This is a genomic window from Pseudodesulfovibrio karagichevae, assembly GCF_041414475.1.
GTDB lineage: Bacteria > Desulfobacterota > Desulfovibrionia > Desulfovibrionales > Desulfovibrionaceae > Pseudodesulfovibrio > Pseudodesulfovibrio karagichevae.
In genome coordinates, this window is the sequence record NZ_JBGLYH010000018.1 from 25,146 (window position 1) to 50,115 (window position 24,970).

Annotated in this window: 27 protein-coding genes and 1 other RNA gene; 20 read left to right on the forward strand and 8 right to left on the reverse strand. The window is 57.7% G+C overall.

Annotated elements, in window-relative coordinates:
• Positions 1-3: 3 nt before the first annotated feature.
• The 5 genes from AB6M95_RS08245 to AB6M95_RS08265 form a co-directional block, all read right to left on the reverse strand.
• A complete protein-coding gene (locus AB6M95_RS08245) occupies positions 4-984 on the reverse strand; it encodes an ABC transporter permease (protein ID WP_371386256.1) in 981 nt (326 codons plus the stop codon).
• Complete coding sequence (locus AB6M95_RS08250) at positions 984-2,534, reverse strand: sugar ABC transporter ATP-binding protein (RefSeq protein WP_371386257.1); 1,551 nt, start codon at positions 2,532-2,534, stop codon at positions 984-986. The genes AB6M95_RS08245 and AB6M95_RS08250 overlap by 1 nt, the downstream gene beginning before the upstream one ends.
• Positions 2,535-2,628: 94 nt before the next feature.
• Positions 2,629-3,540, reverse strand: a complete 912-nt coding sequence (locus AB6M95_RS08255) for a sugar ABC transporter substrate-binding protein (protein ID WP_371386258.1) — start codon at positions 3,538-3,540, stop codon at positions 2,629-2,631.
• Positions 3,541-3,970: 430 nt separating this feature from the next.
• Entirely contained in the window at positions 3,971-4,243 is a 273-nt protein-coding gene (locus tag AB6M95_RS08260) for a hypothetical protein (RefSeq protein WP_371386259.1), read from the reverse strand.
• Between the two features lie 284 nt (positions 4,244-4,527).
• Entirely contained in the window at positions 4,528-5,565 is a 1,038-nt protein-coding gene (locus AB6M95_RS08265; RefSeq protein WP_371386260.1) for a GlxA family transcriptional regulator, read from the reverse strand.
• Positions 5,566-5,738: 173 nt separating this feature from the next.
• Here AB6M95_RS08265 and AB6M95_RS08270 point away from each other — a divergent pair, with 173 nt between their 5' ends.
• The 3 genes from AB6M95_RS08270 (at position 5,739) to AB6M95_RS08280 (ending at position 8,332) form a co-directional block, all read left to right on the forward strand.
• Positions 5,739-6,488, forward strand: a complete 750-nt coding sequence (locus AB6M95_RS08270; protein ID WP_371386261.1) for a ferredoxin-like domain-containing protein — start codon at positions 5,739-5,741, stop codon at positions 6,486-6,488.
• A gap of 187 nt (positions 6,489-6,675) precedes the next feature.
• Positions 6,676-7,533: an ABC transporter ATP-binding protein gene (locus AB6M95_RS08275; protein ID WP_371386262.1), complete on the forward strand. Its 858-nt coding sequence runs from the start codon at positions 6,676-6,678 to the stop codon at positions 7,531-7,533.
• Complete coding sequence (locus tag AB6M95_RS08280; protein WP_371386263.1) at positions 7,526-8,332, forward strand: ABC transporter permease; 807 nt, start codon at positions 7,526-7,528, stop codon at positions 8,330-8,332. Before AB6M95_RS08275 ends, AB6M95_RS08280 begins: the two co-directional genes overlap by 8 nt.
• A gap of 241 nt (positions 8,333-8,573) precedes the next feature.
• On the opposite strand, the gene AB6M95_RS08285 is transcribed toward AB6M95_RS08280, so the two are convergent.
• Positions 8,574-9,236 carry an XRE family transcriptional regulator gene (locus AB6M95_RS08285; RefSeq protein WP_371386264.1) on the reverse strand — a complete coding sequence of 221 codons (663 nt, stop codon included), beginning with the start codon at positions 9,234-9,236 and terminating at the stop codon, positions 8,574-8,576.
• Positions 9,237-9,567: 331 nt separating this feature from the next.
• On the opposite strand from AB6M95_RS08285, the gene AB6M95_RS08290 reads away from it, so the two are divergent.
• The 10 genes from AB6M95_RS08290 (at position 9,568) to AB6M95_RS08335 (ending at position 15,331) form a co-directional block, all read left to right on the forward strand.
• Positions 9,568-9,948, forward strand: coding sequence for a hypothetical protein (locus AB6M95_RS08290; RefSeq protein WP_338669744.1), 381 nt, complete (start codon positions 9,568-9,570; stop codon positions 9,946-9,948).
• Positions 9,945-10,193, forward strand: a complete 249-nt coding sequence (locus tag AB6M95_RS08295; RefSeq protein WP_371386265.1) for a hypothetical protein — start codon at positions 9,945-9,947, stop codon at positions 10,191-10,193. Before AB6M95_RS08290 ends, AB6M95_RS08295 begins: the two co-directional genes overlap by 4 nt.
• 58 nt (positions 10,194-10,251) lie before the next feature.
• On the forward strand, positions 10,252-12,294 hold the full coding sequence (locus tag AB6M95_RS08300) for a DNA-binding protein (protein WP_371386266.1): 2,043 nt from the start codon (positions 10,252-10,254) through the stop codon (positions 12,292-12,294).
• 3 nt (positions 12,295-12,297) lie between these two features.
• Positions 12,298-12,990: an AAA family ATPase gene (locus AB6M95_RS08305; protein ID WP_371386267.1), complete on the forward strand. Its 693-nt coding sequence runs from the start codon at positions 12,298-12,300 to the stop codon at positions 12,988-12,990.
• Positions 12,991-12,992: 2 nt separating this feature from the next.
• Positions 12,993-13,613, forward strand: a complete 621-nt coding sequence (locus tag AB6M95_RS08310; RefSeq protein ID WP_371386268.1) for a helix-turn-helix domain-containing protein — start codon at positions 12,993-12,995, stop codon at positions 13,611-13,613.
• The gene (locus tag AB6M95_RS08315) at positions 13,610-13,816 is read left to right on the forward strand and encodes a hypothetical protein (protein ID WP_371386269.1); all 207 of its coding nucleotides are present in this window, start codon (positions 13,610-13,612) and stop codon (positions 13,814-13,816) included. Before AB6M95_RS08310 ends, AB6M95_RS08315 begins: the two co-directional genes overlap by 4 nt.
• Positions 13,817-13,824: 8 nt before the next feature.
• Positions 13,825-14,439, forward strand: coding sequence for a DUF3164 family protein (locus AB6M95_RS08320; protein ID WP_371386270.1), 615 nt, complete (start codon positions 13,825-13,827; stop codon positions 14,437-14,439).
• Positions 14,440-14,479: 40 nt separating this feature from the next.
• Positions 14,480-14,752: an HU family DNA-binding protein gene (locus AB6M95_RS08325; RefSeq protein ID WP_371386271.1), complete on the forward strand. Its 273-nt coding sequence runs from the start codon at positions 14,480-14,482 to the stop codon at positions 14,750-14,752.
• An RNA gene (locus AB6M95_RS08330) (hammerhead ribozyme type II) lies at positions 14,752-14,820 on the forward strand. Before AB6M95_RS08325 ends, AB6M95_RS08330 begins: the two co-directional genes overlap by 1 nt.
• 10 nt (positions 14,821-14,830) lie before the next feature.
• Positions 14,831-15,331: a hypothetical protein gene (locus AB6M95_RS08335; RefSeq protein WP_371386272.1), complete on the forward strand. Its 501-nt coding sequence runs from the start codon at positions 14,831-14,833 to the stop codon at positions 15,329-15,331.
• Positions 15,332-15,586: 255 nt separating this feature from the next.
• Here the strand turns inward: AB6M95_RS08335 and AB6M95_RS08340 are convergent, their stop codons facing one another.
• A complete protein-coding gene (locus AB6M95_RS08340) occupies positions 15,587-15,937 on the reverse strand; it encodes a hypothetical protein (protein WP_371386273.1) in 351 nt (116 codons plus the stop codon).
• Positions 15,938-16,176: 239 nt separating this feature from the next.
• On the opposite strand from AB6M95_RS08340, the gene AB6M95_RS08345 reads away from it, so the two are divergent.
• From AB6M95_RS08345 to AB6M95_RS08360, 4 genes are all read left to right on the forward strand, one after another.
• A complete protein-coding gene (locus AB6M95_RS08345; RefSeq protein WP_371386274.1) occupies positions 16,177-16,533 on the forward strand; it encodes a hypothetical protein in 357 nt (118 codons plus the stop codon).
• Positions 16,534-16,804: 271 nt separating this feature from the next.
• Complete coding sequence (locus AB6M95_RS08350; protein WP_371386275.1) at positions 16,805-17,863, forward strand: hypothetical protein; 1,059 nt, start codon at positions 16,805-16,807, stop codon at positions 17,861-17,863.
• A 15-nt stretch (positions 17,864-17,878) separates the two neighbouring features.
• On the forward strand, positions 17,879-20,641 hold the full coding sequence (locus AB6M95_RS08355) for an ATP-dependent helicase (RefSeq protein WP_371386276.1): 2,763 nt from the start codon (positions 17,879-17,881) through the stop codon (positions 20,639-20,641).
• A 253-nt stretch (positions 20,642-20,894) separates the two neighbouring features.
• A complete protein-coding gene (locus AB6M95_RS08360) occupies positions 20,895-21,953 on the forward strand; it encodes an IS1595 family transposase (RefSeq protein ID WP_371386277.1) in 1,059 nt (352 codons plus the stop codon).
• Here AB6M95_RS08360 and AB6M95_RS08365 read toward each other — a convergent pair.
• Positions 21,878-22,369 carry a hypothetical protein gene (locus AB6M95_RS08365; protein WP_371386278.1) on the reverse strand — a complete coding sequence of 164 codons (492 nt, stop codon included), beginning with the start codon at positions 22,367-22,369 and terminating at the stop codon, positions 21,878-21,880. The genes AB6M95_RS08360 and AB6M95_RS08365 overlap by 76 nt on opposite strands.
• Positions 22,370-22,561: 192 nt before the next feature.
• On the opposite strand from AB6M95_RS08365, the gene AB6M95_RS08370 reads away from it, so the two are divergent.
• The 3 genes from AB6M95_RS08370 to AB6M95_RS08380 are packed head-to-tail and all read left to right on the forward strand — an operon-like array spanning position 22,562 to position 24,812.
• Positions 22,562-22,996 (forward strand): baseplate assembly protein, encoded by a 435-nt coding sequence (locus AB6M95_RS08370; RefSeq protein ID WP_371386279.1) that lies wholly within the window; start codon positions 22,562-22,564, stop codon positions 22,994-22,996.
• Positions 22,989-24,164 (forward strand): baseplate J/gp47 family protein, encoded by a 1,176-nt coding sequence (locus tag AB6M95_RS08375; RefSeq protein WP_371386280.1) that lies wholly within the window; start codon positions 22,989-22,991, stop codon positions 24,162-24,164. The genes AB6M95_RS08370 and AB6M95_RS08375 overlap by 8 nt, the downstream gene beginning before the upstream one ends.
• Before the next feature lie 3 nt (positions 24,165-24,167).
• On the forward strand, positions 24,168-24,812 hold the full coding sequence (locus AB6M95_RS08380) for a phage tail protein (protein WP_371386281.1): 645 nt from the start codon (positions 24,168-24,170) through the stop codon (positions 24,810-24,812).
• Positions 24,813-24,970: the final 158 nt, after the last annotated feature.

Sequence of the window (24,970 nt, forward strand, 5' to 3'; positions counted from 1 at the left end):
ACGTTACTCCGACACCTGAATCCTGGTCAGGAGCCGGTTGCGGTAGGTGTCGATGATGACGGCGGCCACGATGATCAGACCCGTGACGATCTGGCGGGCGAAGTCGCCCATGCCGAGCAGCAGCAGCCCGTTGTTGAGCACGCCGATGATGCAGGCCCCCAGGAACGTGCCGATCAGGGACCCCTTGCCGCCCATCATGCTGGTGCCGCCGATGACCACCGCCGCGATGGCGTTGAGCTCGAAGCCCACGCCGAGGATCGGGCTGGCCATGGACAGGCGCAGCATATACATGATGCCCGCCACGCCGACGCAGCCGCCGCAGATGACGAAGGCCGCGATCTTGTAGAGGATGGTCCGGTGCCCGGAGAGCCGGACGGCCTCCTCGTTGTTGCCGATGGCGTAGATCATCCGCCCGAACACGGACCGGTTCAGGACGATGGTCCCGATGACGACCAGCGTCAGGGCCATGATGAAGATGACGGGCAGGCCGAAGACGTTCTGCGCGCCGAGATTGGTGAATATGTCCGGAAAGCCGAACAGGGTCCTGGAGTCGCTGATCTGGAGCGCCGCGCCCCGGGCGATGTTGAGCATGCCCAGCGTGACCACGAACGAGTGGATTTTCCATCGCTCGCAGACGAACCCGTTGAACAGACCGCACAGGGCCCCGACCGCGAGACTGGCGACCACGGCGAGGAAGAAGGCCAGCCCGGGCGACAGGGTGTCGCTGGTCAGGATCAGCCCGGCCACGATGGTGCAGAGCGCCAGCACGGACCCGACGGACAGATCGATGCCGCCCAGCAGGATGACGAAGGTCATGCCCACCGCGATGACCGTGTTGATGCTGATCTGCGTGCAGATGTTCATCATGTTGATGGGCGAGGCGAAGTTGGGCGCGACGAGCATGAAGATGACGATGATCAGCACCAGCGCCACGCCGATGCCGGCCTCTCTGAGCAGCAGATATGCAAGTTTCCTGAAATTCATCATCGTCCCCGTTTGACTTGGTCTGTTCCCGATGCCGCCGCCGCGTCATCCTGGATGTATTCTTCGTATGCCATGGTCAGAATCCGTTCCTGATCGAACTCGGCCCGAGGCAGTTCGCCCGTGATCTTCCCGTCGGAGAAGGCGATGATGCGGTGGCAGATGCCGAGCATCTCCGGCAGGTCGGACGAGACGATGATGATCGACTTGCCCGCGGCGGCCAGTTTCCAGAGCAGAAGGTAGATTTCGTATTTGGCCCCGACGTCGATGCCGCGCGTGGGCTCGTCGAAGATGAGCACCTCGGCGTCCCGGAACAGCCACTTGGCCAGGACGACCTTCTGCTGGTTGCCGCCGGACAGGTTGCCCACCCACTGATCGATGGACGGCGTCTTGATGCCGAGGTCGGCCACCAGCCTTTCGGCCACTTCCCGCTCCGTATCCGGTTGGATGAAGCCGTACCTGGCCACGCCGGGCAGGTCCGTGAGCGTTGTGTTCACGGCGCAGGACATCTCCAGGATGAGCCCCTGGTTCTTGCGATCCTCGGTCAGCAGGCAGATGCGGTTCTTGACCGCGTCGCGCGGCGTCTTGATGGACAGCTTCTTCCCGTGCAGCAGGATCTCGCCGCCGTCCTTGGGGTCCGCCCCGAAGATGGCGCGGACCACGTCGGTCCGGCCGGAGCCGACCAGCCCGGCCATGCCGAGCAGTTCGCCCCGCCCGACCTCGAAGGAGACGGAATGGGCGCTGCCCTTGCAGCGCAGGTCGCGCACGCTGAGCAGCGGCTCGCCCACGACCACGTCGTCCATGAAGGGGTACTCCTCGTCCATGGACCGCCCCACCATGAGCTTGACGATCTCCGGGATGGAGATGTCGCTGGCGACGTGCGTGCCCGCGTTCTCGCCGTTGCGCAGGACGGAGATGCGGTCCCCGATCTCGAAGACTTCCTGCAGGTGGTGGGAAATGAAGATGATGGTCACGCCCTGGGCCTTGAGCTTGGCCACGATGCCGAAGAGCATCTCGATCTCCTTGCTGGAGAGCGTCGCCGTGGGCTCGTCCAGGATGAGCAGCTTGCTCTCGGAGGAGATGGCCTTGGCGATCTCGATGAGCTGCATCTGGGCCACGCCGAGCAGTTCGACCGGCGTCTTGGGCGAGATGTCCAGCCCGACGACCTCCAGCAGCTCCCGGGTGTTGCGATACAGCGTATGGAAATCGACCAGCCCGTATTTGCGGGGCAGGTTGTCGAAAAACATGTTCTCCGCCACGGAGAGATAGGAGAGGAGGTTGAACTCCTGATAGACCACCCGGATGCCCGCATCCATGGCGTCATGCGGCGTCTGCGGCGCATAGGGCCGCCCCTGGTAGCGCATCTCGCCCGCATCGGGCGCGTAGATGCCGCACAGGACCTTGATGAGGCTCGACTTGCCGGCCCCGTTTTCACCCACCAGGACGTGCACCTCGCCCTTCCTGATGTCGAGGTCGACGTCCTTCAGGGCGACGACGCCGGGGAACTGCTTGGTAATGCCCCGCAGTTCTATAAGGTTTTCATTCGTGTCCATCCGCGCTCCCACCCAAGGCATACCGAAAAATGCATGGAAACCCCACTCCAAAAGGCAGCGGGCGCAGGGCCCGCTGCCGGTATACGCGTCGGGCCTACAGGTCGGCCTTGGTCACGAGCTTGATGGGGGTCTTCTGCCAGCCGGTCAGCTTCTCGCCGTGGAGAATGCGGAACCCGATCTTGATGGCGTTGGCGGCCATTTCGGGGCCGAACTGGTCGATGGTGGCCAGGCACTTGCCCTGCTTGATCAGCTCCTGCACCGCGCCGATGTTGTCGAAGCCGACGATCTGGATCTTGCCGGTCATGCCCGCGGCGGCGATGCCCTTTTCAACGCCCAGGACCATGGAGTCGTTGGCGCACATGACGCCCTGGACGTCCGGGTGCATGGTCAGCAGGTTGGTCATCAGGGTGTTGGCCTCCTCGGTTTCCCAGTGGGCGGTGCGGGAGGTCAGCAGATTCAGGTCGTACTTCTTGACGGAGCGCATGAAACCGGCCTTGCGCTGCTTGGCGTTGTCCGCGCCGGGGTTGCCTTCGATGATGATGACCTTGGCGCCCTTGCCGAGGGTTTCGGCCAGGTAGTCGCCGACCATCTCCGCGCCTTCGGCGTTGTCGGGGCCGACGAACAGGAAGTCCTTGGGCAGGCCGACCTTGGCCAGCGCTTCCTTGTTCAGGGTGACGTCGAAGTTGACGACGGTGATGCCCGCGTCAACGGCCTTCTTGACCGGGATGGTCATGCCCACGGAGTCGGCCGGGGCCACGACGATCATGTCCACCTTCTGGGCGATGAAGTTCTCCATGGCGCTGACCTGGGTGTCGATGTCGGTCTCGGAGTTCATGCCCACCGGGATCAGGGTGAAGGTGCCGTCTTCCTTGGCGTACTTGCGGGCGCCCTCTTCCATGGTCTTGAAAAATTCGTTGGCCAGGGACTTCATGACCAGGCCGACGACCGGCTTGTCGGCGGCGGACGCCGGGGCGATCACGGCCGTGAAAAGGAACGCCAGAGACATCAATGCCACAGTGATTTTTTTCGAGAGACTCATACCGGATACCTCCAAATAATTAATGAACCGCACTCATACAATCGTTTGCGCAATCGTTTGCGTAAGCATTTCCACCCTACCTTTCGTGACATTTCTGTCAAGGTAATTCTGCTCAAACACGAACAGTTATTCCCACCAAAAGAGGCGGAAGGATGGCGGGTCTGGTTTATACATAAATGATTCTAGAGGGATATTCCCATGACGAAAAACAGGGCGGAGCCGAGCGATCGAGGGGGAAATGGGTTCACACCATTTTGTACGCACGACCGCACCCAAAAATGAGGCTGGTCCGGTCGGCCCCGGATATCCGCTGCCCATGAGTCCTGGCGGTAGAGACAAAACCCCGTGGTTACGCACAGTCCAGGATGACGACGATCCGCCCCTCCGGGCGGGCCAGCTAGCTCCAGACCGTCCTGATGAGGTTCACCATGGCCGCGATCGTGGGTTCTTCCGCCCTGCGCGCCAGCGAGAGCAGGTGGAGCGTGAGCGTTTTTTTCAGGTGCATGACGGGGAATATGCCGTAGGCGTCGGCGCGGTCCTCGACACCCGAAAGAAGATGCAACGCTTCAACCTGGTCATGGGCTCGCTGCTCGGCCTGTGCGCGCTCTACCTGCTCCTGACATCCCTCGGCGCTTAACCTTCCCCGGACGCGGACCGTCTGCGTATCCATTTTTGCTTATCCCGCGCCCAAAAGGCTTGGAAGGAAGACCTTCCAAGCCTCTGCCATTCAGGGTGGATCTGGGGGGGATTGAAGCCGCGACCTCTTGAAGGCCGTTCAAGCGCTCTCCCAACGGGGCTACAGCCCCACGTTGCAGGGTCGAGAAGGAAGAGCGCAGCATTGCATGGAAGGGGACGACGGCAGCAGTTTTTACTTTGCAACAGCTTTTATCTTTGAATGAAAAATACAATATCCCCACGGCCTCGAACCGCTCCCCGCCGTCAGGATCCTCCACCTCAGAGTGTTCCGAAATGCTCCCTGTAAGAGAGCGGGGAAACACCAAAGGCGCGAACAAAGGCTCTTCGCATCAGTTCCGCGCTTCGAAAACCGCAGCGGTCGGCAACCTCCTTGACGCTGACGGATTCGGACACCTCCAGATGCTGCCGTGCGGCCTCCAGGCGAAGCCTTTCGACGTAACGGGCCGGGGTTATCCCCATCTCGCGGACAAAGACGCGGGCGAAATTGCGGGGGCTCATGGCCACGCGCGAAGCCAGGGCCTCGACGGAAAGATCCCCCCCTATATTTTCCGACATCCAGGCCTGCAATTCAAACAAGGGTGAACTGACCGACCGCTGCTGAGAAAGCGAAACGCTAAACTGCGCCTGACCTCCAGGGCGGCGCAGGTACAGAACCAGCCTTCTGGCCACGTCCAGAGCCGCCATGCCGCCGAAGTCCTCCTCGACGAATCGCAGCGACAGGTCCATCCCCGACGTCACGCCTGCCGAGGTATATATATTCCCGTCCTGAATCCAGATGGGATCGGCATCGACCCTGACCTTCGGATACCGCGAGGCGAATTTTTGTGCATACTCCCAGTGGGTCGTAGCCCGCCGTCCGTCCAGGAGCCCGGCTTCGGCAAGCAGGAATGCCCCTGTACAGACCGACCCGATCCGACGGACACGAGAGGCCATGAACCGAAGCCAATCAAGCACCTCCGGGGAGCTCCCGCGCATTGCACCCCGGCCGCCGGCGACAAGCAACGTATCGACATCATCATGTATTTCAGCAATGAGACGATGGGCAACCAACGTGCATCCGGAAGTCCCGGCCACGCTCATATCGGGTCCCGAGGTCGCCAAAACGACTTTGTATCCCCGCTTTCCGGCAACGATCTTGTTGGCTGCCTGAAAGACATTGAGCGGACCGGTGACATCGAGCTCCAACACCGGCGGGGGAGCAAAAATCACCACATTGAGAAGATCGGAATCCACGTTTCCCGCTTTCTGCATTTCCATCACCATTTGGACTTGGTTGTGTTCGGTCCCGGCTTTCACTTCACTCTCTCCTGTCCACAATAAGGCGTATCGACCAAAAGGGAACAGGCTCGCCGCGGCGTGGCAGAAAGAGTGGGGTGTTTGTCATTTATCCACGAGACCTCCGCCGGTAGACAGGGGGCGTGGCTGAACGCCGCACCGTCTGTACCACGAAACACAAGGAGTTTTGGAAAATGGCACATCGAAAATGCGACAACTGCGGTGACTTGATCGACATGAAATCCTTTCCGGAAACGTGCCCGTCGTGCGGTCGGCACCATGGGTTCTCCGCCCTGAAAGCCATCCTTCAGCGGGACAACGAGACGTATGCGGTCGCCCCGCATATCCCCGGAGGTATCATCACGGACTTCAACCTCCTGCGGAAGCTCGCCGACGTGGCGGAGCGTTACGAGGCGCAAGCCATCAAGATCACCTCGGCCGGCCGTTTCGCCCTTGTGGGATTCAAGGCGACCGACATCAACTCGGTATGGGAGGATCTCGGGCTTCCGCCTTCGGCGGGCAGCGGGCTGTGCGTGCGATCCGTCAAGCTTTGCCCCGGCACGAGCTTCTGCAAGCGCGGCCTGCAGGATGCCGTCGGCGTCGGATTGAGGATCGACGAAAAATACTATGGCTACAGCCTCCCCTACAAGCTCAAGATCGGCGTCTCCGGCTGCACCAACACCTGTGCGGAATCCACAGTCAAAGACATCGGGCTGATCGGAATGAAGGGCGGCTGGAGAGTCGTCGTCGGCGGGCTCGTCACCGGCCTGAATCCCCGGTTCGCCGACGTCGTCGCCGACAATCTCGATGACGAACAAGCGCTCCGCGTCGTGGACGACCTCATCGAATGGTACTGCGCCGCCGGCATCCCCAAACGGATCGGCCGCATCATCGACGACATGGGCCTGGATGCGTTCAAGTCGGAATTGGGTTTCGCCCGATAATACCGGCCGGGTGTCGAAAGGAGGCTCTCTCAGACCATACGGGCTGCATGGAGCGCAAGCATAATCGCGCACCTCAATCACACGCCGAAGAGAGCCGCTCGGCCCGGGCGGACGAACCCTTTCCCTCCTGTTGGGGTTCCCTGTCCGGGCCGGGACTTCAAGGACTGTCGGCTAAGGGAAGACCACCATGATAGCGGTTTATGATCTCCAAAAGTCTTATGGCCGTATCCACGCACTGAAGGGGGTGAGCTTCACCGTCCGTCCGGGCGAATGCTTCGCCTGCCTGGGCCCGAATGGAGCGGGAAAGACAACGGCCATGCGCATCATGACCGGGCTCGTCCGTCCCGACTCGGGCCGGGTCTTCGTGCAAGGGCATGATCTGCTGCGCAACCCGGCGGGCAAAAGCGCCATCGGCGTGGTGACGCAACGGGTCAACATGGACCAGGACCTGTCCGTCGAGCAGAATCTGGACATCCACGGCCGCTTCTTCGGCATGGACAAACGCTCACGCAGGGAAAGGATCAAGGAGTTGCTGGACCGCACCGGCCTTGCCGGGCTGGAGCGGGCCACGGTCAAATCCCTGTCCGGCGGGATGAAGCGCCGGGCGATGATCGCCCGCGCGCTCATGCACGGACCTTCGGTGCTGTTTCTGGACGAACCGACGGTGGGGCTCGATGCGGACATCCGGCGTTCCATCCGGGCGCTGCTCAAGGACCTCCAAGCCTCCGGCGTGACCATATTCCTGACCACACATTACATCGAAGAGGCCGAGGCCCTGGCCGGAAGAGTCGCCTTCCTCAAGGAAGGCGAAATCACCGCCCTGGACACGCCCGGAAACCTCATACGGAGTCTGGGGGCATGGATGGTTGCCGATCACGACACCACCACGGCGAGTTTCCATGCGGATCGGACAACCGCCCTGAGCCAGGCCATCACGCGCCCGAACTCGACAGTCGGGCGGACCTCCCTTGAGGACGCGTACCTGCACGCAATGGGCAGCACCTCCGTTGAACGTCGGAGGGAGGTTGGGAAGAACCATGCCTGAACACAAGCGAGAGACGGAAGCCTCGCAACGCCGCCATCCGACAGCATGGCGCCTGCTCAAAGGAGCAATCGGACGCATACTTTCCGTCTACCACCGGGAGATAGTCATCATGCGGGGACGAGGGTTGCGCCTTCTGTCCGGCATGGCGGTCTCGCCCACCCTGTATTTCGTCATCTTCACGCAGGCCATGGACCACACACGGCTCGAAGGCGTGCCGTACTCCACTTTCCTCCTGCCGGGACTCGTGGCCATGGCGTCCATGACGCAATCCTACGCTCTGGCGAGTGAAATCAACATCGCCCGCTTTTACTTCCACACGTTCGACGAGATACGGGCCTCGCCGATCCGGCCAGTGGAATATGTGATGGGGGAGGTTCTGGCCGGCACCAGCCGAGGGTTGGCGGCGGGAGGTGTGGTGGCGGCCATAGGCGGCCTGTTCGGAGTGCCTTTCCACGCCGGGCCTTTGTTTTGGGCAGGTATTGTCCTCAACGCCTTCTGCTTCGCCTGCATCGCGGTGGCCATTGCCATGGCGGTGCGCTCCCACCGGGATCAGGCTCTGCTCAACAACTTCATCATCACCCCCATGGCCTTTCTCGGGGGCACTTTCTTCTCCGTGAAGACGGTGCCGGAATGGGCTTCATTGCTGCTGAATATGCTCCCATTGACGCAGTCGTCATCCCTCATTCGCCAGGCCAGCCTGGCTTCGCCTGTGGAACTGTCCCGACTTGCCGTGCTCACCGGCCTGGGCGCCGTATTTTTCATGGCCGCCGTGCTGTTGACGAAGCAAAGCCGGGAGTGACTCATCGCGAAAACAACAATCAGGGTATAGGGGGACAGCCAAGGTGAGAAGGTAGAAGGAGCCGGGGGAACGTAGGACGAATATGGGACGAGTGTAGGACAGGCGTGGGATTCTCGGGGATTCTTGGTTTGACCGAGGCGTCTTTTCAACTTGAGAAAGAACTCAAACGAACAGCCGCATTTTGACAGACAACTTGAGAAAGGGTCTGCCAAAATGCGGCTGTTCGTTTCGGTAGCCTGTACTAGGGCATTTCCCGACCGACCCAAACTACGTGGCCGATGATGCGCACACCTTGCTCCAAGTCTCCATTGGTATTCACTTCAATGGGCGGATAGGCAGGATTATAGCTTTTGAGCAGCATCTTGCCCGGCAGCGTGTCGATCATCTTGAGGTAAACCATATCTTCTACCCCGACGGCGTAGACCTGACCAGGGCGCGGTTCCTTTTGGCTCTGATCAATCAGCACGGTATCGTCGTTCTCAATCTTGGGCTCCATGCTGTCACCTGCTACCCGCATCAGAACCATTTGCGCTGGGTTTCCCCGCCTACTCAGGAACTCATTGCGAAAGGCATAGCGTCCGTTGACCTCCCCGCTGGCTTCAAACGAGCCAGAACCTGCGGCCAAACGGGCCTGAACTAATGGAACCATGACCAGTTCGGTCCCATTCATGCAGACACGGGTATCTCTTCCTGTTTCACCGGGCTTCAACGTCTCAACGCCCGTGACAAGCCATTGAATACTCGCACCGGTTGATTCGGCCAAAGCACACAAAAACTCTACGTTTGGGGTTCTATCACCACTTTCGTAGTTCCTCAGAGTGTTGAGAGCGATACCAAATTTGCTCGCATACTCTTTCTGAGACATCTTCCCCCGAAGATCTTTAATCCTTTGACCAATATTCATAGCGTTAAAGTTCCATGGCAAAAGTTTAACAACAACCTTAACACCACGGACAACTAGGCAACCACTTCGAATAATTGAAGATTGCCATATTAACCACGTTTTTAAACTTTAACGCAAAAAATTGGTTGAAAAAGAACCAATAACGTGGTTATTAAAGAGCCGTGGGCAGTCATAAAAAAGACCATTTAGCAAATGCACTCTAAATGACGCCGCCCAAGGGGTCAACATCCGACCCCGCACCCGTTTCGGACAGCAACCTGCAAACCAGCGGACAGAACAACACATGCGGCAGTTATCCCTTTTCGAGACCGACCAAAGCGCTGAGGTAGCCATGCTGATGGCTAACGTAAAGAGCGCGATGAACCGTGCTGCCTCTCGGTGCGGCCTGTCACGAGATGAGATCGCGGACCGCATGAATCAGATCGCTCAGGACGCCGGGGTAAGCTTGAGCAGGGGCAACGCCAAGCGCGTCACTCTGGCTACGCTTGAGAAGTGGCTTAACCCCGCCAATATGGAACACCAGCCGTCAATCCTGGCCGTGAATGTGTTCTGCATGGCTGTGAAAAGCGCCGAACCTCTGGCCGTAATGCTGCGCTCCCACGGGTGTGGGGTCATGACCCCGCAAGACAAGAAACTACGCGACTATGCCGAAGCGATCCTGGCGGAACGCGAGGCAAAGAAACGCAAGAAGCAATTGGAGTTGAAGCTATGACCATGAGCACGAATGTGCTTGCCGGGATTGGTGCCGGTCGTGACCGAAAGCCCTTTGCGATCAAGGAATGGATGTTCGCGCGAGGGCTCACCCAAGGAGATATACGCGACAGGGTAGGCATTAGCCAATCCGTGGTTTCCCGGACGATCTTCGGCAGCGCGAATAATCGGCGCGTACTGGCCTACCTGCGAGATGAAGGGTGCCCTGTTCATGCACTGGCATTGCCCAAAGACATGAAAGCCTAGAAAGATGAAAGACTCATACACGACAAAAGAGCTTGTAGCCATTTTGGGGACAACGGCTATGACCATATCCCGCCGCTCCAAACGCGAATCTTGGCAGTCCAAGACTCGCCAGGGCCGAGGCGGTGGTAAGGAATGGATCATCACCGGTCTCCCGGAAGATGTGAGGGCTGCGATAACCCTGCATCAGGCAAGCTTCAACACTCCGGCCCTGCCCGCCCAGGATGTGGTTATCCCCGACTGGGCGCATCAAGTGGGCATGGCCCGCTTTCGGCTGGTCAGCGAATGGCGGCAGTTCGTCGGGAAGAGCAAGTCCACCAAAGGACGGGCGACCAAGGCATTCCTCCTCGGTATCAACGCCGGGCAGATGCTCACCAAAGAGCATGAAATCCTCGGCGACGTCTCGGACAAGACGCTCTACCGCTGGGATAAGAAGCTGCGTGACAACGCTGAGGATTACCGCATCCTGTGCGACCGGCGCGGCAAGTGGTCGAAAGGCGGCAAGAAAGGGCTGGGGCAACTCGGGCTGGAAGCCGAAAAGGTGTTCCTCGGTTGCTGGCTGACTCCCAACAAGCCGAGCATCGCCCTGGCTTATGAGACCATGAAAGGCATTTTCGCCAAGCGCGAAATCAAACTGCCGAGCTACCGCTCCGTCGTTCGATTCGCCCGGCGTTTCGATGAGGATCACCACGATCTGGTTGTCCTCAAGCAGGAAGGCGAAAAGGCGCTCAAGGACAAGGTCGGGCCGTATATCGCCCGCAACGACAAGCTTCTGTCTGTCGGGGATGTCCTCTTTTGTGACGGCAAGGTTCTCAACTTCCAATGCATTCACCCGACAACGGGCAAGCCGTTTCGTCCGACGCTTATCTGTTGGTACGATTGGCGATCCCGCATGCCGGTTGGCTGGGAGATCATGCCCTCGGAGAACACCATTGCCATCAGCTCCGCGCTACACATGGCGATAGGTTCTCTCGCGCAGTACCCGCGTTGCGTCTACATCGACAACGGCAAGGCCTTCCGCGCCAAGTATTTCAGCGCCGTAGACGCCGATTTCGAAGAACTCAACGGCCTTTACGCCCGTCTTGGCATCGCGGTGCAGTACAGCCGACCTTACGAAGCCAGGACCAAGATCGTCGAGCGATTTTTCCGCACTTTTGATTCGCAATGCGAACGGCTCCTGCCGAGCTATGTGGGCAACTGCATAGACAACAAGCCCGCTTGGATGAAGCGCAACGAGAAGTATCACGAGGCGACGCACAACGAATGGGTGCCCACCCTGCGCGAGGCGTCCGAAATCTTCCGGCTATATGTCTGGTGGTATGGGCAGCAAGCCCATGACGAACTCGGCGGACAGCGCCCTCTGGATGTCCTGCACGCTGGCTTGGGTGACGGCGTGGACCTCACCGAGTTGGACCGCCACTTCCTCTTCCGGCAAAAAATCCACCCCAAACGGTGTGGGTTCACCATCGGCAATGTCCGCTTTGAGTCCGACGCGCTGTACGGCCTGAACAAGCCGCTGATGGCGATGTACCGGTGGTCCGACATGGCCGAGGTATACCTGCATACCCTCGACGGCGAACGCATCGGCACGGCCCACCCCACGGAAGCCCTCCATCCGCTCGCCCGCATGTTTGGTGACGAGCTTGATCTCATCAAGGTGCAGGAAGCCAACAAACGCCAGCGCCAACTCAAATCCGCCACCATGAAGATCGTGAAGGACTTCGACGCGGAAATCGGCGAAAGCGGCCTCCAATCGTTGCCGTGGATGAAGCAGGAGAGCGTGCCGCTCAAGGCCGTCCCCAAGCCCAAAGCCGTCCAAGCCGAACCCGCCATGGGCGAAGCTGAAAAACAGCGTCTGGAAGCTCTCCAAGCCAGGGTCAGACACCTTCCCTCAACCACCTTGGAAATCCCGGATTTCTTCGCCTCCGAACTGGAGAAGTACGAGTGGTGCTTCGAACAAGCCGTCAAGAACGGCCACGAACTCCCCGGCGAATACCGATCTTTCATGACCGCCTACGAGGCATCCAAGGAATACGAGACCGCCACGGGCGCACGTTTTGATCAACTGAGGCAATTTTACCGGCAACAGACCATAGCGAGGTAACACATGCGGCGAGACATTTTCATAGAAACCGGCAACGTGGCGAAGCTGCGCAAGTCCCTGAGCGCCCTGAGCGATACGGAACGGGGCCGTCCCGGCATCGGTGTTGTCCAGGGTGAAGCGGGACGCGGAAAGACCATGGCAGCCAAGGAATGGCACGCCATGAACGGCGGCATCTTCCTGCGCGTGCTCGAAGGCTGGAGCCAGTTCAGCTTTTTGCAGGCGCTGACCTACGAGATCACCGGCGAACGTCCCAACAATACCAACCGTTGCCGGAACCGCATCATGGATGCCCTGGCCGAAACGCCGCAAGCCATCATCGTTGACGAGGCCGACCGGCTCCTCATGTCCCGGATCGAAGACTTGCGGGACGTCCACGACATGACGGGTTGCCCCGTGATCCTGATCGGCGAGGAAGGATTCTACCCGAAGCTCCATGCCCGCAAGCGCGTGCATTCCCGTGTGGTGGACGTGGTGAGCTTCGACCCGATCAAGGCCGATGACGTGATGCTTTTCGCCATGCAGGCCGCCGCCCTGGAAGTCACGCCCGAGGCCTGCCACAAGCTGGCCCTGTTAGCCAAGGGCAGCTTCCGCGTGGTCTACGGCTACATCCTGCACCTTGAGGACTACGCCAAAGCGCAGAACACCAACGCCATCGACACCAAGGCCCTTGAGGCCCTGCGCATCGGGAGGGCCTAGCAATGCTGTCTCCCGACATGGACAAGCTGCGCGGCGTGGTCATCGGCCTGAGCGAGGGCGGCAAGAAGGAAATCAACAATGCACTCGTCTTCCAGGCCATGGCTTTGGAGACCGAGCCGGAAAAGGCCCGAGTGCGCCGCCAGCTCGACGGCATGACCCGGCAAAACGAGCTGACCCGCATCAAGCCCGGCCACTACACCTACAACCCCAATGCCCCCCAGCGGCGAGGCGAAGGCTATATCCGCATGTGGCGGGCCATCCGGGCCTCAACCGGCTCCTTCGGTATCGCCGAGATCGCCGCCGTGTCGCATGTGGATACGTCTTCGGTCAGCAAGTACCTCAAGCATCTGCTTTCCATCGGGTTGGTCAGGCGCAACGGCAAAAAGGGCTTGAACCTTCTTTATTCGACAACCCCTTCGGGCCGTGACCAGCGGGAAACCCCGTACCCGACTGTTGCCCCCCGCGATCCCTTTGCCAATGAACGGGCCGCTATGTCCCGGCTCGCCCGAGTGTTTTTTGAGAAGGACTTGTATTCCGGCCCGGCCCGTCAGGTCGTGGTCAAGGAATGCAGGGCGATCCTTAAACGTTTTGACACCCAAATTGAGAAAGGAGGCTCCAAATGAGTGAGACCGCACGTACCAACCATAACATCGGCTGGAATCCCGATGGCGCGATCAGCGGCAAGGTGATGAATTGCGCGGCTCGGCTCCGCGAACTGGCCGACAAGCTCCCCAGCGACTTGCGCGTCGAGGCCAACGAGATCGCGTCGGATGTGGCCGCTGAGGCCCTGCGCGTCAACGGCCTGGAAGAAATGGCAATCAATTAGGAGAAACCATGGAAAACACTGCCACGGAAAACGGTTACTGGAAGGATGCCAAAGGGAACCTTGTTGCTCCCGAAAACATCCGGGAATCCGACAGGCTAGCAGACTCCATAGTCCGGGAACTCTACGCCGACGCCAAGCGCATCAACGAGGAACTTGTAAAATTCAAGCAGCACGCATTGGATGACATCCGTACTCACTTGGCCCTTGTGGTCGAGAAGTACGGCATCAAGCTGCGCGGTAAGAAAGGAAACCGCGTCCTGTACTCCTTCGACGGGGCCATCAAGATCACGATCAACATTCAGGATCGGATCAAGTTTGGCGAGGAGCTGGTTGCCGCCGAGGTGCTCATCAACGAATGCATGGCCGAATGGACGCACGACGCGAACCCCAACCTGCGCACCATCGTCGAAAAGGCATTTCAAGCGGACTCCGAGGGAAAGATCAGCGTCTACCGCGTCCTCGACCTGCTCCGCCTGGAAATCGACGACGAACGTTGGCGCAAGGCCATGACGGCCATCAAGGACAGCATCCGCGTCATCGACAGCAAGGAGTACGTCCGCGTCTATGAGAGGGATGACAGCGGCGAATACAAGGCACTGCCTTTGAACATAGCGGTAGCTTAAGAACCGACTAAAACAAACCAAATACACAGGAGAACCATCCATGACCAAGTGCGAATTGATTGCGAAAGTAGCCGAGGAATCCGACCTGTCGAAAGCTCATGCGGAGCGGGTAGTGGAAGCCTTCCTCGAGAACATGAAAGACGCCCTCTCCAGCGGCACCAAGGTCACTCTGCGTGGCTTCGGCACCTTCAAGGTTGAAGAACGCAAGGGCCGCGTTGGCCGTAATCCTAAGACCGGTGCCGAGGTCATGATCCCGACCAAGAACGTGGTCAAATTCAAGGCCAGCAACGAACTGAAGGATGCTGTTGCGTAGCGCGAAACCGCTCCTATCTCGGAGCGGTCGTCGGGGTGTGGCGGCCTCGGCCTGATGAGCAGCCATTCAGGTGAATGTATGTCGAGCATGAAAGCTCCTCTCCGTATCCCGGCCACCAAAGGGAAAAATGCATGGCCTCGGCTTTCCATTTTTCCCGGTGACTACGGGGAAAATTGGCCTAACTATGGGGGAAGGAAAGATAATTTCCGTTTGCAGATCGGCGACTCATTTTACACTCGTCCAGATGAACGCAGGAGCTTTCTCAGCCCCGCAGAACTGGGGCAGGTGCTTGCCCGACGAATTGCCGAGGCCTTCGGCGTTGCGACTGGCGTTGTCACTGACGGCACTATGCGGGTCAACCTGTATCTCCCTCAAGGCGCGAAGGTCTGGTACCGCGAAGGCGGCATGCTGCCCGAGGCCGATATGATCGGAGCACCGCCCTGGCTCAACGGCGACGGCGAGTGGGTCGTCACGCTTGCCTATTCGAGAAAGACTGTGTCGGTGACAACGGTGAAACCCCGGACCGCGCCTTTGGCCGAATGCTCCATTGAGCCGGAGGAATACGGCGGTATTATGTAGCATTCACACAAATCAATGATGACGGCAGGTTGCCGTCTTTTTTCTCCCATTCCCCACCAATACAGACCCTAGCTCGACAAGAAAAAAGAGTCGATCAAAAAACAGGATCAGTGAGCGATTACAGGCTGTTCCGCCTTGTCACCGGGAGACCTTGACCCTGATATGGGCCGGGATGCGCGTCAGGGCATGGGCGCTATCAAGGTAGACCGTGCCGCGGACGATCAGGCCGTCCGGGATCGAGGTCAGCCCGGACGTTCAGAGCAGGAACAGGTCCCCATCGACCTCCAAGTCCTCCGGGAGCCGGTCGATCCGGGTCATGGACAAGTCGAGATCCCCGGCCACCTTCAGGCCGGATGGCAGGCCGGTCAGGTTCACGTAGCCCCGCAGGTTCAGTTTTCCGGTCTTGACCGAACCGATCCTTGAAAGGTTCTCGCAATGCCGAGCGTCGATATAACCGGCCACCAGCCCGTCGGGCAATGCGGCCAGGTCGGTGCCGGACACATCCAGCTTGCCCCGTACTTCCAGGCTGTCGGGCAGGGTGACCGAACTTGCCCATCGTAGGTCCATTTGGTCGACCACGCCCTTGCATCCGCATATCACGTTCATGGTTCCTCCCTGGTTTGGGAGGGACCTTCGCTCGGTTTCGACTGTTTAAAAAATAGCTCTGTATTCCGATGCGTTACCTCTGTTTTGCGACTAGGCTTGGACTCTTCGCCATGTCGGAGTGTGGTACGCCTTGTAAAAAAGAGGCCGCATCGTGCGGCCGCCTTAAAATCTTTTTACCCCTTCTCAGTCGCTTGACGCCATGAAGTCGGAATTATCTACTCTCTTTACAGGAGATTTTTATGAAACGGCAACGCAACTTTTCCCTTTCTTCTCGATCCCGGGCTTATCTGGCGACCTTGTCCGAAGTGTCTGGATGCACGATTCCCATGTTTTTGGTGATGATTATCAATTGGGCCACCACTGCTCAGGAGCCATTTTCAAAATTTGACAGGGACGCATCCAGGGATGATTTGACAGCGGCCAGCTTTGAATCTGAGCTGATAAGCCGTTTCGACAACCTGTATAAATTGTATGAGATCGAATCGCGTTCCAAGGCGTTGGATTTTGCAATCGAGTCATTTCGTCAACAAGGGATCGACAAGACTGGGATTTTCGGTGATCCCGACCGTATTCACCAGGCACTAAAATCCAGCTAGTCAGTCCTCCGGACTTCGCAAGCGGATGATCGTCTTAATGGAATAGCGAGTTATTCTGAGATATAAACATATCTCTGGAGAGGATATTGACTCCTTGGGATGCCAAGGCTAACATTTCGATATCTTGTGAAATAAAAAAGGATAAAAAATGCCACCAAGACCGATACATCCCTTCCCGGCCAGAATGGCTTCAGATTTAGCCTTTCAGGCCATCGAAAGGCTCCCAGAAGGATCCGTAGTCTTGGATCCGATGTCTGGGTCTGGGACGGTCATGAAAGTCGCAATCGACTCCGGCCATGTGGCGCGCGGATTCGATGTCGATCCCATGGCGGTGCTTCTCTCCAAGGTTCAGACCCACCATGTGGACCAGGATGAAATGCTTGTTGCTGCCGAGAAGTTGTTGGCACAAGCAAAAAAGGTTTCCTCGAGAGAAGTGGAGCTTCCTTGGATCGATAACGACAAGGAAACAAGTGACTTCATAGATTTCTGGTACGACACTCCGCAAAAGCGTGATCTTCGCGTGTTGTCGCACTTTATTTCCCGTGAGACGGGAAGAATCGGCGATGCCCTTAGAATCGCCATGAGTAGGTTGATCATTACCAAACACAAGGGAGCCTCGCTGGCAGGCGACGTCTCACACAGCCGGCCACATAGAATCCGAAAACATGGCGAAAACGACTTCGATGTCTTTCCCGAGTTCTTGAAGTCCTGTAAATGGGTTGCGAAAAAGGCAAACGAAATTCCAAAGGGCGCTGACTCCAATATCGAATTGGGTGATGCGAGAAGAATGGTTGCCTTGCCCGATGGGGCGGTGGATGCCGTCGTATCTTCCCCCCCCTATTTGAATGCCATAGATTATCTTCGAGGCCACAAAATGGCCTTGGTGTGGATGGGGCATACCATCCCTGAATTGAGATCCATTCGATCCGGCTCAGTGGGGGCCTCCAGAGGAATTGATCCCAACGTGGATATGGACTTGGCTCTGGAACTGACCGAAAATTGCGACATCGAAGAACTCCCGCAAAATATCAAGTCGATGATCCTTCGCTATGCCTTGGACATCAACGAGTTTGTTAAAGAAGCGGCGAGGGTAGTTCGCCATGGGGGCCAGGTCGTTTATGTCGTGGGGAATTCTCAGATCAAAGGTGTTTTGGTCAAGAATACAGAGGTCATAAAATCAGCGGCGAGAAAGCACAGGCTCATGCTGGCTTCTGTCAGTGAAAGGGATATTCCCGCATCAAGTCGCTATTTGCCGCCTCCGGTGGAAGGCGGTGCGGCCCCCCTGCAGAAACGAATGGGCGTTGAAACAGTTCTCACCTTCACCAAGTAGCACCCGCGAGCACAAATGAACTACACCGACGATCAAAGAAAAGCCATTGAAACCGTTGACAAAAACCTTCAGATTATAGCTTGTGCCGGTTCCGGTAAAACCCAAGTTATATCCGAAAGGATAGCTCATATCCTCGACAGCCAAGGGGTTGATCCGTCGAGCATCGTGGCCTTCACGTTCACCGAGAAAGCCGCAATTGAACTGAAGGATAGAATCTATGGCATTTGCCAAAAAAGACTTGGAACGGACCAAGGACTCGGAGGCATGTATGTCGGAACAATCCATGGATACTGTCTGAACCTTTTACAAGAACCCCCCATTTACAAATATTTGAAATACAAAGTCCTGTCCGACGTCTGTCAGCGTCTTCTTATCGACAGGTACAGCAAACAATCCGGGCTGACTGAAACTCCTTTATTGAAGGATGGCTATCTTAGACGTTGGATAGATTCGAGTTTGTATCAAGGTTTGGTGAGCATTTGCGCGGAGGCCGATGTTGACTACGACAAGATCCCTTCTGGGGTCGTTGCGAGTGTGGAGAAGTATAGATCGCTCCTTCATCAGCACAAATACCTGGACTTCACGACTATCCAAATGGAAGCACTGAATGCGCTTAAATCGCATGAAGAGTTGCGGAACAAGATAAAAGAACAAGTTCGTTACCTTATCGTTGATGAATATCAGGATATAAATCCTCTTCAAGAGAGGATAATAAAAACCCTTTTCGACCTGGCAGGCAACATCTGTGTCGTAGGTGATGACGACCAAACCATATATCAGTGGCGTGGTAGCGACGTTCAGAACATAATTACGTTCAAAGATCGATACCCGAATGTCGACACCGTCTCCATCGGTCTAAATTTTAGAAGCAGCGGAGCCATTGTTGATTCAGCTCGACAATTCGTTGAAAAGATCCCGAACCGTCTCCCCAAAAAAATGGATAGCTCCAATTCGCAATCTTTTGAACGGGGAGACGTTCTCGCCCTTTCTTTCAAGTCGCCTGTGGAAGAGGCTGACTGGATCGTTGGCAAAATTGAGAGCCTTCATGGTGCGGCCTACCAAGACAAGCCTCACGCCGAAGAACGTGGCCTTTGCTATTCTGACTTCGCCGTTTTGTTGCGCAGTGTTAAGAATGATGCTCGCCCGATAATGGATGCCCTTGATGCCAAGGATATTCCTTATATTGTTAGCGGTATGGACGGATTGTTTGACACTCCGGAAGTCAATGCGATGAGACTTGTGTATTGGTTCTTGTCCGACTACTCCGATGGAAAATATACTCCACCGTCCATATCGCAGGTAAGAAAGAGTTTGGTGGATGCAAGACTTGGATTGTCTCAGGAGCAGATTGATGCGGGGTGTGCATTCCTTGAAGAAAAAAAGAAACTTATTCCAACAAGCAATAGCGCCGAGTTGCATCTGCAACGACTTTACCTTGATTTCTTGGGAACTATCCAGCTTTGTGAAGAGGGTATCGATGCGGTAAGCAAATCAACCAAAAGAAGTGAAATTGCTTATTACAACCTTGGCAAGTTTAGTACCGTGATTTCGGACTTCGAAAACATCTACTTCAAGAGTAGTGTTCGTAACCTTTATCCGGAATTTGCCAGCTTCCTGTTGTATCGCGCTCCTCAATATTATCCTGAAGGGGCAGGGGAAAACGGATACGGAAGGCCTGATGCTGTCCAAATTATGACCGTTCACAAGGCTAAAGGAATGCAGTGGCCAACGGTCTTCATCCCTTGTTTAAGGAAAAACCGTTTTCCATCAGGCGGATCAAGGGGCAGAGGGATTTTTCATGTTATCCCTTGTGATGCCGTCTCTAATGCCGAAAGGTTAAAAGGGACACAAGAAGATGAAAGAAGGCTTTTCTATGTGGCCATAACGCGAGCGGAGAAGTACCTTTTCTGTTCATGGTCACCCATTGAAGAAAAACGCAACTCGAAAAAAATCTCCGAATTCCAAACAGACATCTCGCGTTACGACAACATTACGACTGCCGAGCCGCCCGCAAAATCTATTCGGAAAATTGAGGGGAAGCAGAGGCACGTTGATCTCACCTTGCCCCTGACCTTTTCGGAGTTGAAATACTATTTTGAATGCCCTTACCAATTCAAGTTACGGTTTCTTTACGGATTTAATGAGCCGATCCAGCAAGCGATGGGTTTCGGCAAGTCGTTGCATGATGCCTTGGCCGAGATTCATGCCGAATCGATTCAAGGGACAACAATCACGGTCAGTGATGTTGATCGTCTTTACGAAGACCATTTTTTCCTTCCTTTTATCTCGCCCGCCAATACGCAATTGAAGGAAAACCTCGAAAAGGCGTTCAAGAGGGACCTCGCCAAATATATTGTTGAAAACAGCAATAAGTTTGACAAGCTTGAGCATGTCGAAAAAGTCATCGAACTAAATTTGGCAAATGGCATCGTGGTAAACGGCCGAATAGACTTGATACGCCATACCGAAACAAACGAATTGACCATCGTAGATTTTAAGTCAGATGCTGAAGCTCAGGATGTGGAAACCACCAAGAAGCAACTTCACATCTATGCCCTGGGATACAAGCAACTGACGGGAAAGAGCGCTGATCTAATAGAAATACACAACTTGAAACACGGTGGCGCAGACCGTGAGGTTGTTACGGATGCCATGATCAATAGTACGGTTCAGTTGATCAACGAGGCCGGGGCAGACCTTCGAAGCAACCACCTTGAGAAATGTGAGGATTGTAGCAAATGCAGTATGAAATGCGTTTGTAAGCATAAAGACAAGTAGCCCACGGATTGAAACCATATACGACGTTAAGGGGAGGCCAAGCCTCCCTTTTTTGTGTCGTCCTGAACCTGATCGAAGAGATGGCTGCGAGTTCCTGGTGAACATCCTGTCTAAGCCACCGAAAAAGAAAAAGATAAACTCTTCACCGGTATTTCAACCGGTTATCCCGGCTTGTTCCACATTTCACAAGACACCCAGCTAACATCTCGCAATACTTGACAAAACTTCAAAAATATGCTTTATACTGGCCGTAATGCCCTCGAAAAACTACACGCACCAGCAACACTTCCTGCTTTCGGCGAAAGCCCGCAGCCTGTCGATCCCGCAGATAGCGGAATGGGATGAGGAGACCGTCTTCAAGGCCTTCCGCGACATGCGGTGGACGAAGACCGGCGGGGAGCCGTATTGCCCGAAATGCGGCAGCGTGGACCATTATTTCAGCCAAGGGCGGCGGCAGTGGAGATGCAAGGATTGTGGCCACACGTTCTCCGTGACCAGCGGCACCTGGCTGCATTCCACCAACTTGCCCCTCAAGACGGTCCTGATCGCCATTGCCCTGCTGGCCGATGAGGCCAAGGGGATATCCGCCTGCCAGCTCATGCGCTACCTGGACGTCCAATACAAGACCGCCTTCACCCTCTACCACAAGCTACGCAGCGCCCTGCTGGCGACCCGGTACGACCAGCCCGCCATGAAGGGCGAGGTCCAGGCCGACGGGGCGTACATCAACCCCTACGCCAGGCCTGCCAACAAGGCCGAGGACAGGCCGCATGGCAACCGGAAGTCCTCCATGCCCGAGACATGTATTCTGGTCCTCAGGCAAGCCGGGGACAAGGGGGACGGGGCCTTCAGGACGCTCACCTACGTCATCGACACGGAAAACGCAGAGGATGTCCGGTATCACGTCGAGGACAATGTCCAGGCGGGTTCGACCATCGTCTCCGACGAGCATCCGGCCTACGGGGATCTCGAGGTCAACTTCGAACGGGTCGTGGTCAACCACTCCGTCTGCTACTGCGGGCCGGCCGGGGAGAACACCAACCAGGCGGAATCCTTCTTCGCCCGGTTCCGGCGCATGTTCAAGGGGCAGATCCACAAGGCCAGCCGGGAATACCTGGGACTCTACGCCAACGAGGTCGCCTACCGTGAGGACACTAGGCGTTGGGACAACGGCAGGATAGCCTTCGACATGATGCGGAGGATGCTCACCCTGGAAGAAGAATCGCCCTTCAGGGGCTACTGGTCGCGGACCAAAGTCAAGCCGGCCGTGGCGACCGACGACGAACCGGCCGGCTTGGCCGCAGCGGCGTAGCCCACCAAGGCCCAATATTCCATGTGGTCGTCGGGATCCCCATCGACCTTTTCCACGACATCGTAGTGAAGCAGCGCCCGACGGACTTCCGTCCGGCAATCATCGGTCATGCCTTTCCGTCCCATTACCTGGTCGGTGATGGCCCTGGTGGACAGCGGTCCGCCTTCGGCCGCCTTCAGAGTCTGGATGATCAGGGACTTCAGTTCACCCCGATCGAATTTCCGGGTGTATTGCCGCTTGGGCAGGACCGTGCCGGGATCGAAGCCGGGGTCCATCAGGCCAATGGCCGTGTTCAGGGACTTGATGTAGCCGTCGTTCAGCCGGATGCGTTCCCGCATGGCCTGGTTGTCGGCGATCAGTTCCGCCCGGCGCTTGGCCAGGGCCGCAGTGGTGTGGGGATGGGTGTTCTCGCTCATGCAGACAGTCTATGCTGCCTGGAGAACCGGGGACAAGATGGGCTTTGTGCGAATACTACATAATACCGCTCAAGCGGAATAAATGCAGGATAGTCATCACGCAAATTTCTGAGCAATACTAATTGCATATGACGATCTACCATATCGAATTATGACCTTCTTTAATTACGTAATAAGCAGCCAAAACAAAATATGACTGACATCTTCGGCCAAGACATAGCCCTCGACTCCGACATGCAGGCCCGCGTGGCCGCCAACGGCGAGCTGGTGCTCACGGACGGCACGGACACAGGCGTGCAGGACATTATCCTTCGGTTGGATACGTACCTTGCTTCCCTGTTTTATGACAAGGGCTTCGGCTCGCTTTTGCGCGACTGGGTCTATGCCGAGAACACCGAGGAGGCGCGGATCGGCTTCGCGGTCGAGGTCAAGCGCCGCCTGAACGAGGACCCGCGCATCCAGCCCGGCACCGTGGCCTGCTCGGTCACGCAATGGGATGCGACGTCCATTCGGGCCGAGGCCTCGTTCCACTTCATCGACACCGACCACGAGCGAAACCTCGTCATCACGGTCGATAAATCCAAAAAGGAAATGGTGATCCAGGATGCCGACCCCGCAGTTGTCTAAGACCCTCGACGACGTGCGCTCCATGGTCTTCGGCCATGTGGAGGACGTGCAGGAGGAATACGCGGCCAAGGGCTGGCTGCCGCGCCGCCTGAACCTGAACAAGGGCGTGGTGCGCGGCCTCCTGGAGATATTCTGCTGGGGGCTCTATCAGCTCTACCAGCTCCTGGCCGCCGTGTTCGAACAGGCCGCGCCCAAGACCGCCACGGACGAGGCGTGGATGGAGTGGCACGCCGAACAGGTGGAAGCGCCCCGCAAGCAGGCCACCAAGGCCAGGGGCATGGTCCGCTTCGCCCGCGTGTCCACCTCCGGCAACGTGCCGATCCCGGCGGGCAAGATCGTCCGCACCGAAACGGACGGGGCCGGGCAGGTCTATCGCTACGTCACCACCCAGGACGCGGTCATCCAGAACGGCATGAACGAGGTCGCGGTGCCGGTGGAGGCTGAGGAATACGGCGCGGCCGCCAACGCCTCGGCGGGGCAGATCACCGAAATGGTCACGGCCATCTCCGGCGTGGACGCCGTTGCCAACTCCGCCGACTGGCTGACCTCGGAAGGCGCGGACATCGAGCCGCTGGACAAACTCCGGGAGCGGTACATCCTGCGCTGGATGGGCAACAACGGCATGACCAAGTACGCCTATGCCTCGTGGGCGCTGTCCGTGACCGGCACCGTGGCCGTCAAGGTGCTGGACCAGCATCCGCGCGGCCAGGGCACGGTGGACGTCATCGTCAAGGGCGCGGCGGGCATCCCCACCGATGCGCTGCTGGAAGACGTCCGGCAGGCCGTCGCCACCGGCGCGAAGCCCGAGGACGTGCAGGCCGGGCCGCCGGTCAACGACGACTGGCAGGCGCGTGGCCCGCAGGCCGTGCCGCTCGCCATCTCCGGCGCGTTGACGCTCTATCCCGGCACCCACGCCGACAGCGCCAAGGCCGAGGCCGCCCAGCGCCTCCGCGCCCTGTTCACCGACCCGGCCAAGGTCAAGGGGATCACCCCGCTCCAGATCGGCGAGGACGTCACCCTGGACCGCCTCACCGCCGCCGTCATGGCCGTGACCGGCGTGAAAAAGGTCGATTGGGCCGCGCCGGTCGGCGACGTCGCCGTGGCGGCGGATGCCCTCGCCACGCTGGCAAGCCTCACCCTGACCGCCGCCGAGGCCAGCGAGGAATAAGCCATGGGCGTGTTCAAGGACTACTTTTTCAAGACCCTGCGCTGGCCGCTCATCCACCGGCCCGGCCCGCTGGCCGCGCTGGTGGAAGGCTTGGCCCGCGCCCTGGACGAAGCGCGGCGGGACATCATCTTCCTTCGCAACCAGTTCAACCCCTGGACCTGCGAGCCGGACATGATCCCGCTGCACGCCGAGAGCCGGGGCATCACTCAGTCTGCCGAGGAAACGGACGAGCAATTCCGCGAGCGCTGCATCCGCGCCTTTGCATGGCAGCGCCTCGGCGGCGGCCAGCTCGGCATGCCGCAAATCCTGGCCCACTTCGGCTATCCCGGCACGGAAATGCTCAACGTCCGCCACGAGAACCCGGCCCGCTGGGCCGAGTTCAAGCCCAAGGTGCCGGTGCCGGACGCGGGCCTCAAGGCGCAGGACTTCACCCGCATCGGCTGGATGGCGAACGAGACCAAGCCCGCCCGGTCCAGGCTGGCGGGCATCCAGGCGGCCAGTTCGGTCCCCGGCGGAGTGAACGCTGGCGGCATCACCTACACGACGATCCGCGTCCGGCTGACCCCGGAGCGCACGACATCCATACGCATCATCGGTGCGGTCCACGGCGGCGGATACACGCATACCGTCGCCCGAGTCCGCGCCTGATAGGCCGTGGAAAACACAAAATACAGGCTGTTCAAAAATGGTGAGATGCAAGGCGCGAAAAGAGTTCAAGGCCGAAGTGTACTTCCTGTACGTGAGGGTTTGAACTCTTTGAAGCAACGCCGCAGATCGCCGTTTTTCAACAGCCTTCCAAGGAGGAA

Coding starts and splice junctions, on each gene's coding strand:
- AB6M95_RS08380 (WP_371386281.1), top strand. CDS start 24,168: ATGGGCGTGTTCAAGGACTACTTTTTCAAGACCCTGCGCTGGCCGCTC.
- AB6M95_RS08295 (WP_371386265.1), top strand. CDS start 9,945: ATGACCATGAGCACGAATGTGCTTGCCGGGATTGGTGCCGGTCGTGAC.
- AB6M95_RS08310 (WP_371386268.1), top strand. CDS start 12,993: ATGCTGTCTCCCGACATGGACAAGCTGCGCGGCGTGGTCATCGGCCTG.
- AB6M95_RS08280 (WP_371386263.1), top strand. CDS start 7,526: ATGCCTGAACACAAGCGAGAGACGGAAGCCTCGCAACGCCGCCATCCG.
- AB6M95_RS08335 (WP_371386272.1), top strand. CDS start 14,831: ATGTCGAGCATGAAAGCTCCTCTCCGTATCCCGGCCACCAAAGGGAAA.
- AB6M95_RS08370 (WP_371386279.1), top strand. CDS start 22,562: ATGACTGACATCTTCGGCCAAGACATAGCCCTCGACTCCGACATGCAG.
- AB6M95_RS08275 (WP_371386262.1), top strand. CDS start 6,676: ATGATAGCGGTTTATGATCTCCAAAAGTCTTATGGCCGTATCCACGCA.
- AB6M95_RS08350 (WP_371386275.1), top strand. CDS start 16,805: ATGAAAGTCGCAATCGACTCCGGCCATGTGGCGCGCGGATTCGATGTC.
- AB6M95_RS08305 (WP_371386267.1), top strand. CDS start 12,298: ATGCGGCGAGACATTTTCATAGAAACCGGCAACGTGGCGAAGCTGCGC.
- AB6M95_RS08315 (WP_371386269.1), top strand. CDS start 13,610: ATGAGTGAGACCGCACGTACCAACCATAACATCGGCTGGAATCCCGAT.
- AB6M95_RS08355 (WP_371386276.1), top strand. CDS start 17,879: ATGAACTACACCGACGATCAAAGAAAAGCCATTGAAACCGTTGACAAA.
- AB6M95_RS08290 (WP_338669744.1), top strand. CDS start 9,568: ATGCTGATGGCTAACGTAAAGAGCGCGATGAACCGTGCTGCCTCTCGG.
- AB6M95_RS08360 (WP_371386277.1), top strand. CDS start 20,895: ATGCCCTCGAAAAACTACACGCACCAGCAACACTTCCTGCTTTCGGCG.
- AB6M95_RS08340 (WP_371386273.1), bottom strand. CDS start 15,937: ATGAACGTGATATGCGGATGCAAGGGCGTGGTCGACCAAATGGACCTA.
- AB6M95_RS08245 (WP_371386256.1), bottom strand. CDS start 984: ATGAATTTCAGGAAACTTGCATATCTGCTGCTCAGAGAGGCCGGCATC.
- AB6M95_RS08300 (WP_371386266.1), top strand. CDS start 10,252: ATGACCATATCCCGCCGCTCCAAACGCGAATCTTGGCAGTCCAAGACT.
- AB6M95_RS08365 (WP_371386278.1), bottom strand. CDS start 22,369: ATGAGCGAGAACACCCATCCCCACACCACTGCGGCCCTGGCCAAGCGC.
- AB6M95_RS08255 (WP_371386258.1), bottom strand. CDS start 3,540: ATGTCTCTGGCGTTCCTTTTCACGGCCGTGATCGCCCCGGCGTCCGCC.
- AB6M95_RS08320 (WP_371386270.1), top strand. CDS start 13,825: ATGGAAAACACTGCCACGGAAAACGGTTACTGGAAGGATGCCAAAGGG.
- AB6M95_RS08270 (WP_371386261.1), top strand. CDS start 5,739: ATGGCACATCGAAAATGCGACAACTGCGGTGACTTGATCGACATGAAA.
- AB6M95_RS08285 (WP_371386264.1), bottom strand. CDS start 9,236: ATGAATATTGGTCAAAGGATTAAAGATCTTCGGGGGAAGATGTCTCAG.
- AB6M95_RS08345 (WP_371386274.1), top strand. CDS start 16,177: ATGAAACGGCAACGCAACTTTTCCCTTTCTTCTCGATCCCGGGCTTAT.
- AB6M95_RS08260 (WP_371386259.1), bottom strand. CDS start 4,243: ATGGATACGCAGACGGTCCGCGTCCGGGGAAGGTTAAGCGCCGAGGGA.
- AB6M95_RS08250 (WP_371386257.1), bottom strand. CDS start 2,534: ATGGACACGAATGAAAACCTTATAGAACTGCGGGGCATTACCAAGCAG.
- AB6M95_RS08325 (WP_371386271.1), top strand. CDS start 14,480: ATGACCAAGTGCGAATTGATTGCGAAAGTAGCCGAGGAATCCGACCTG.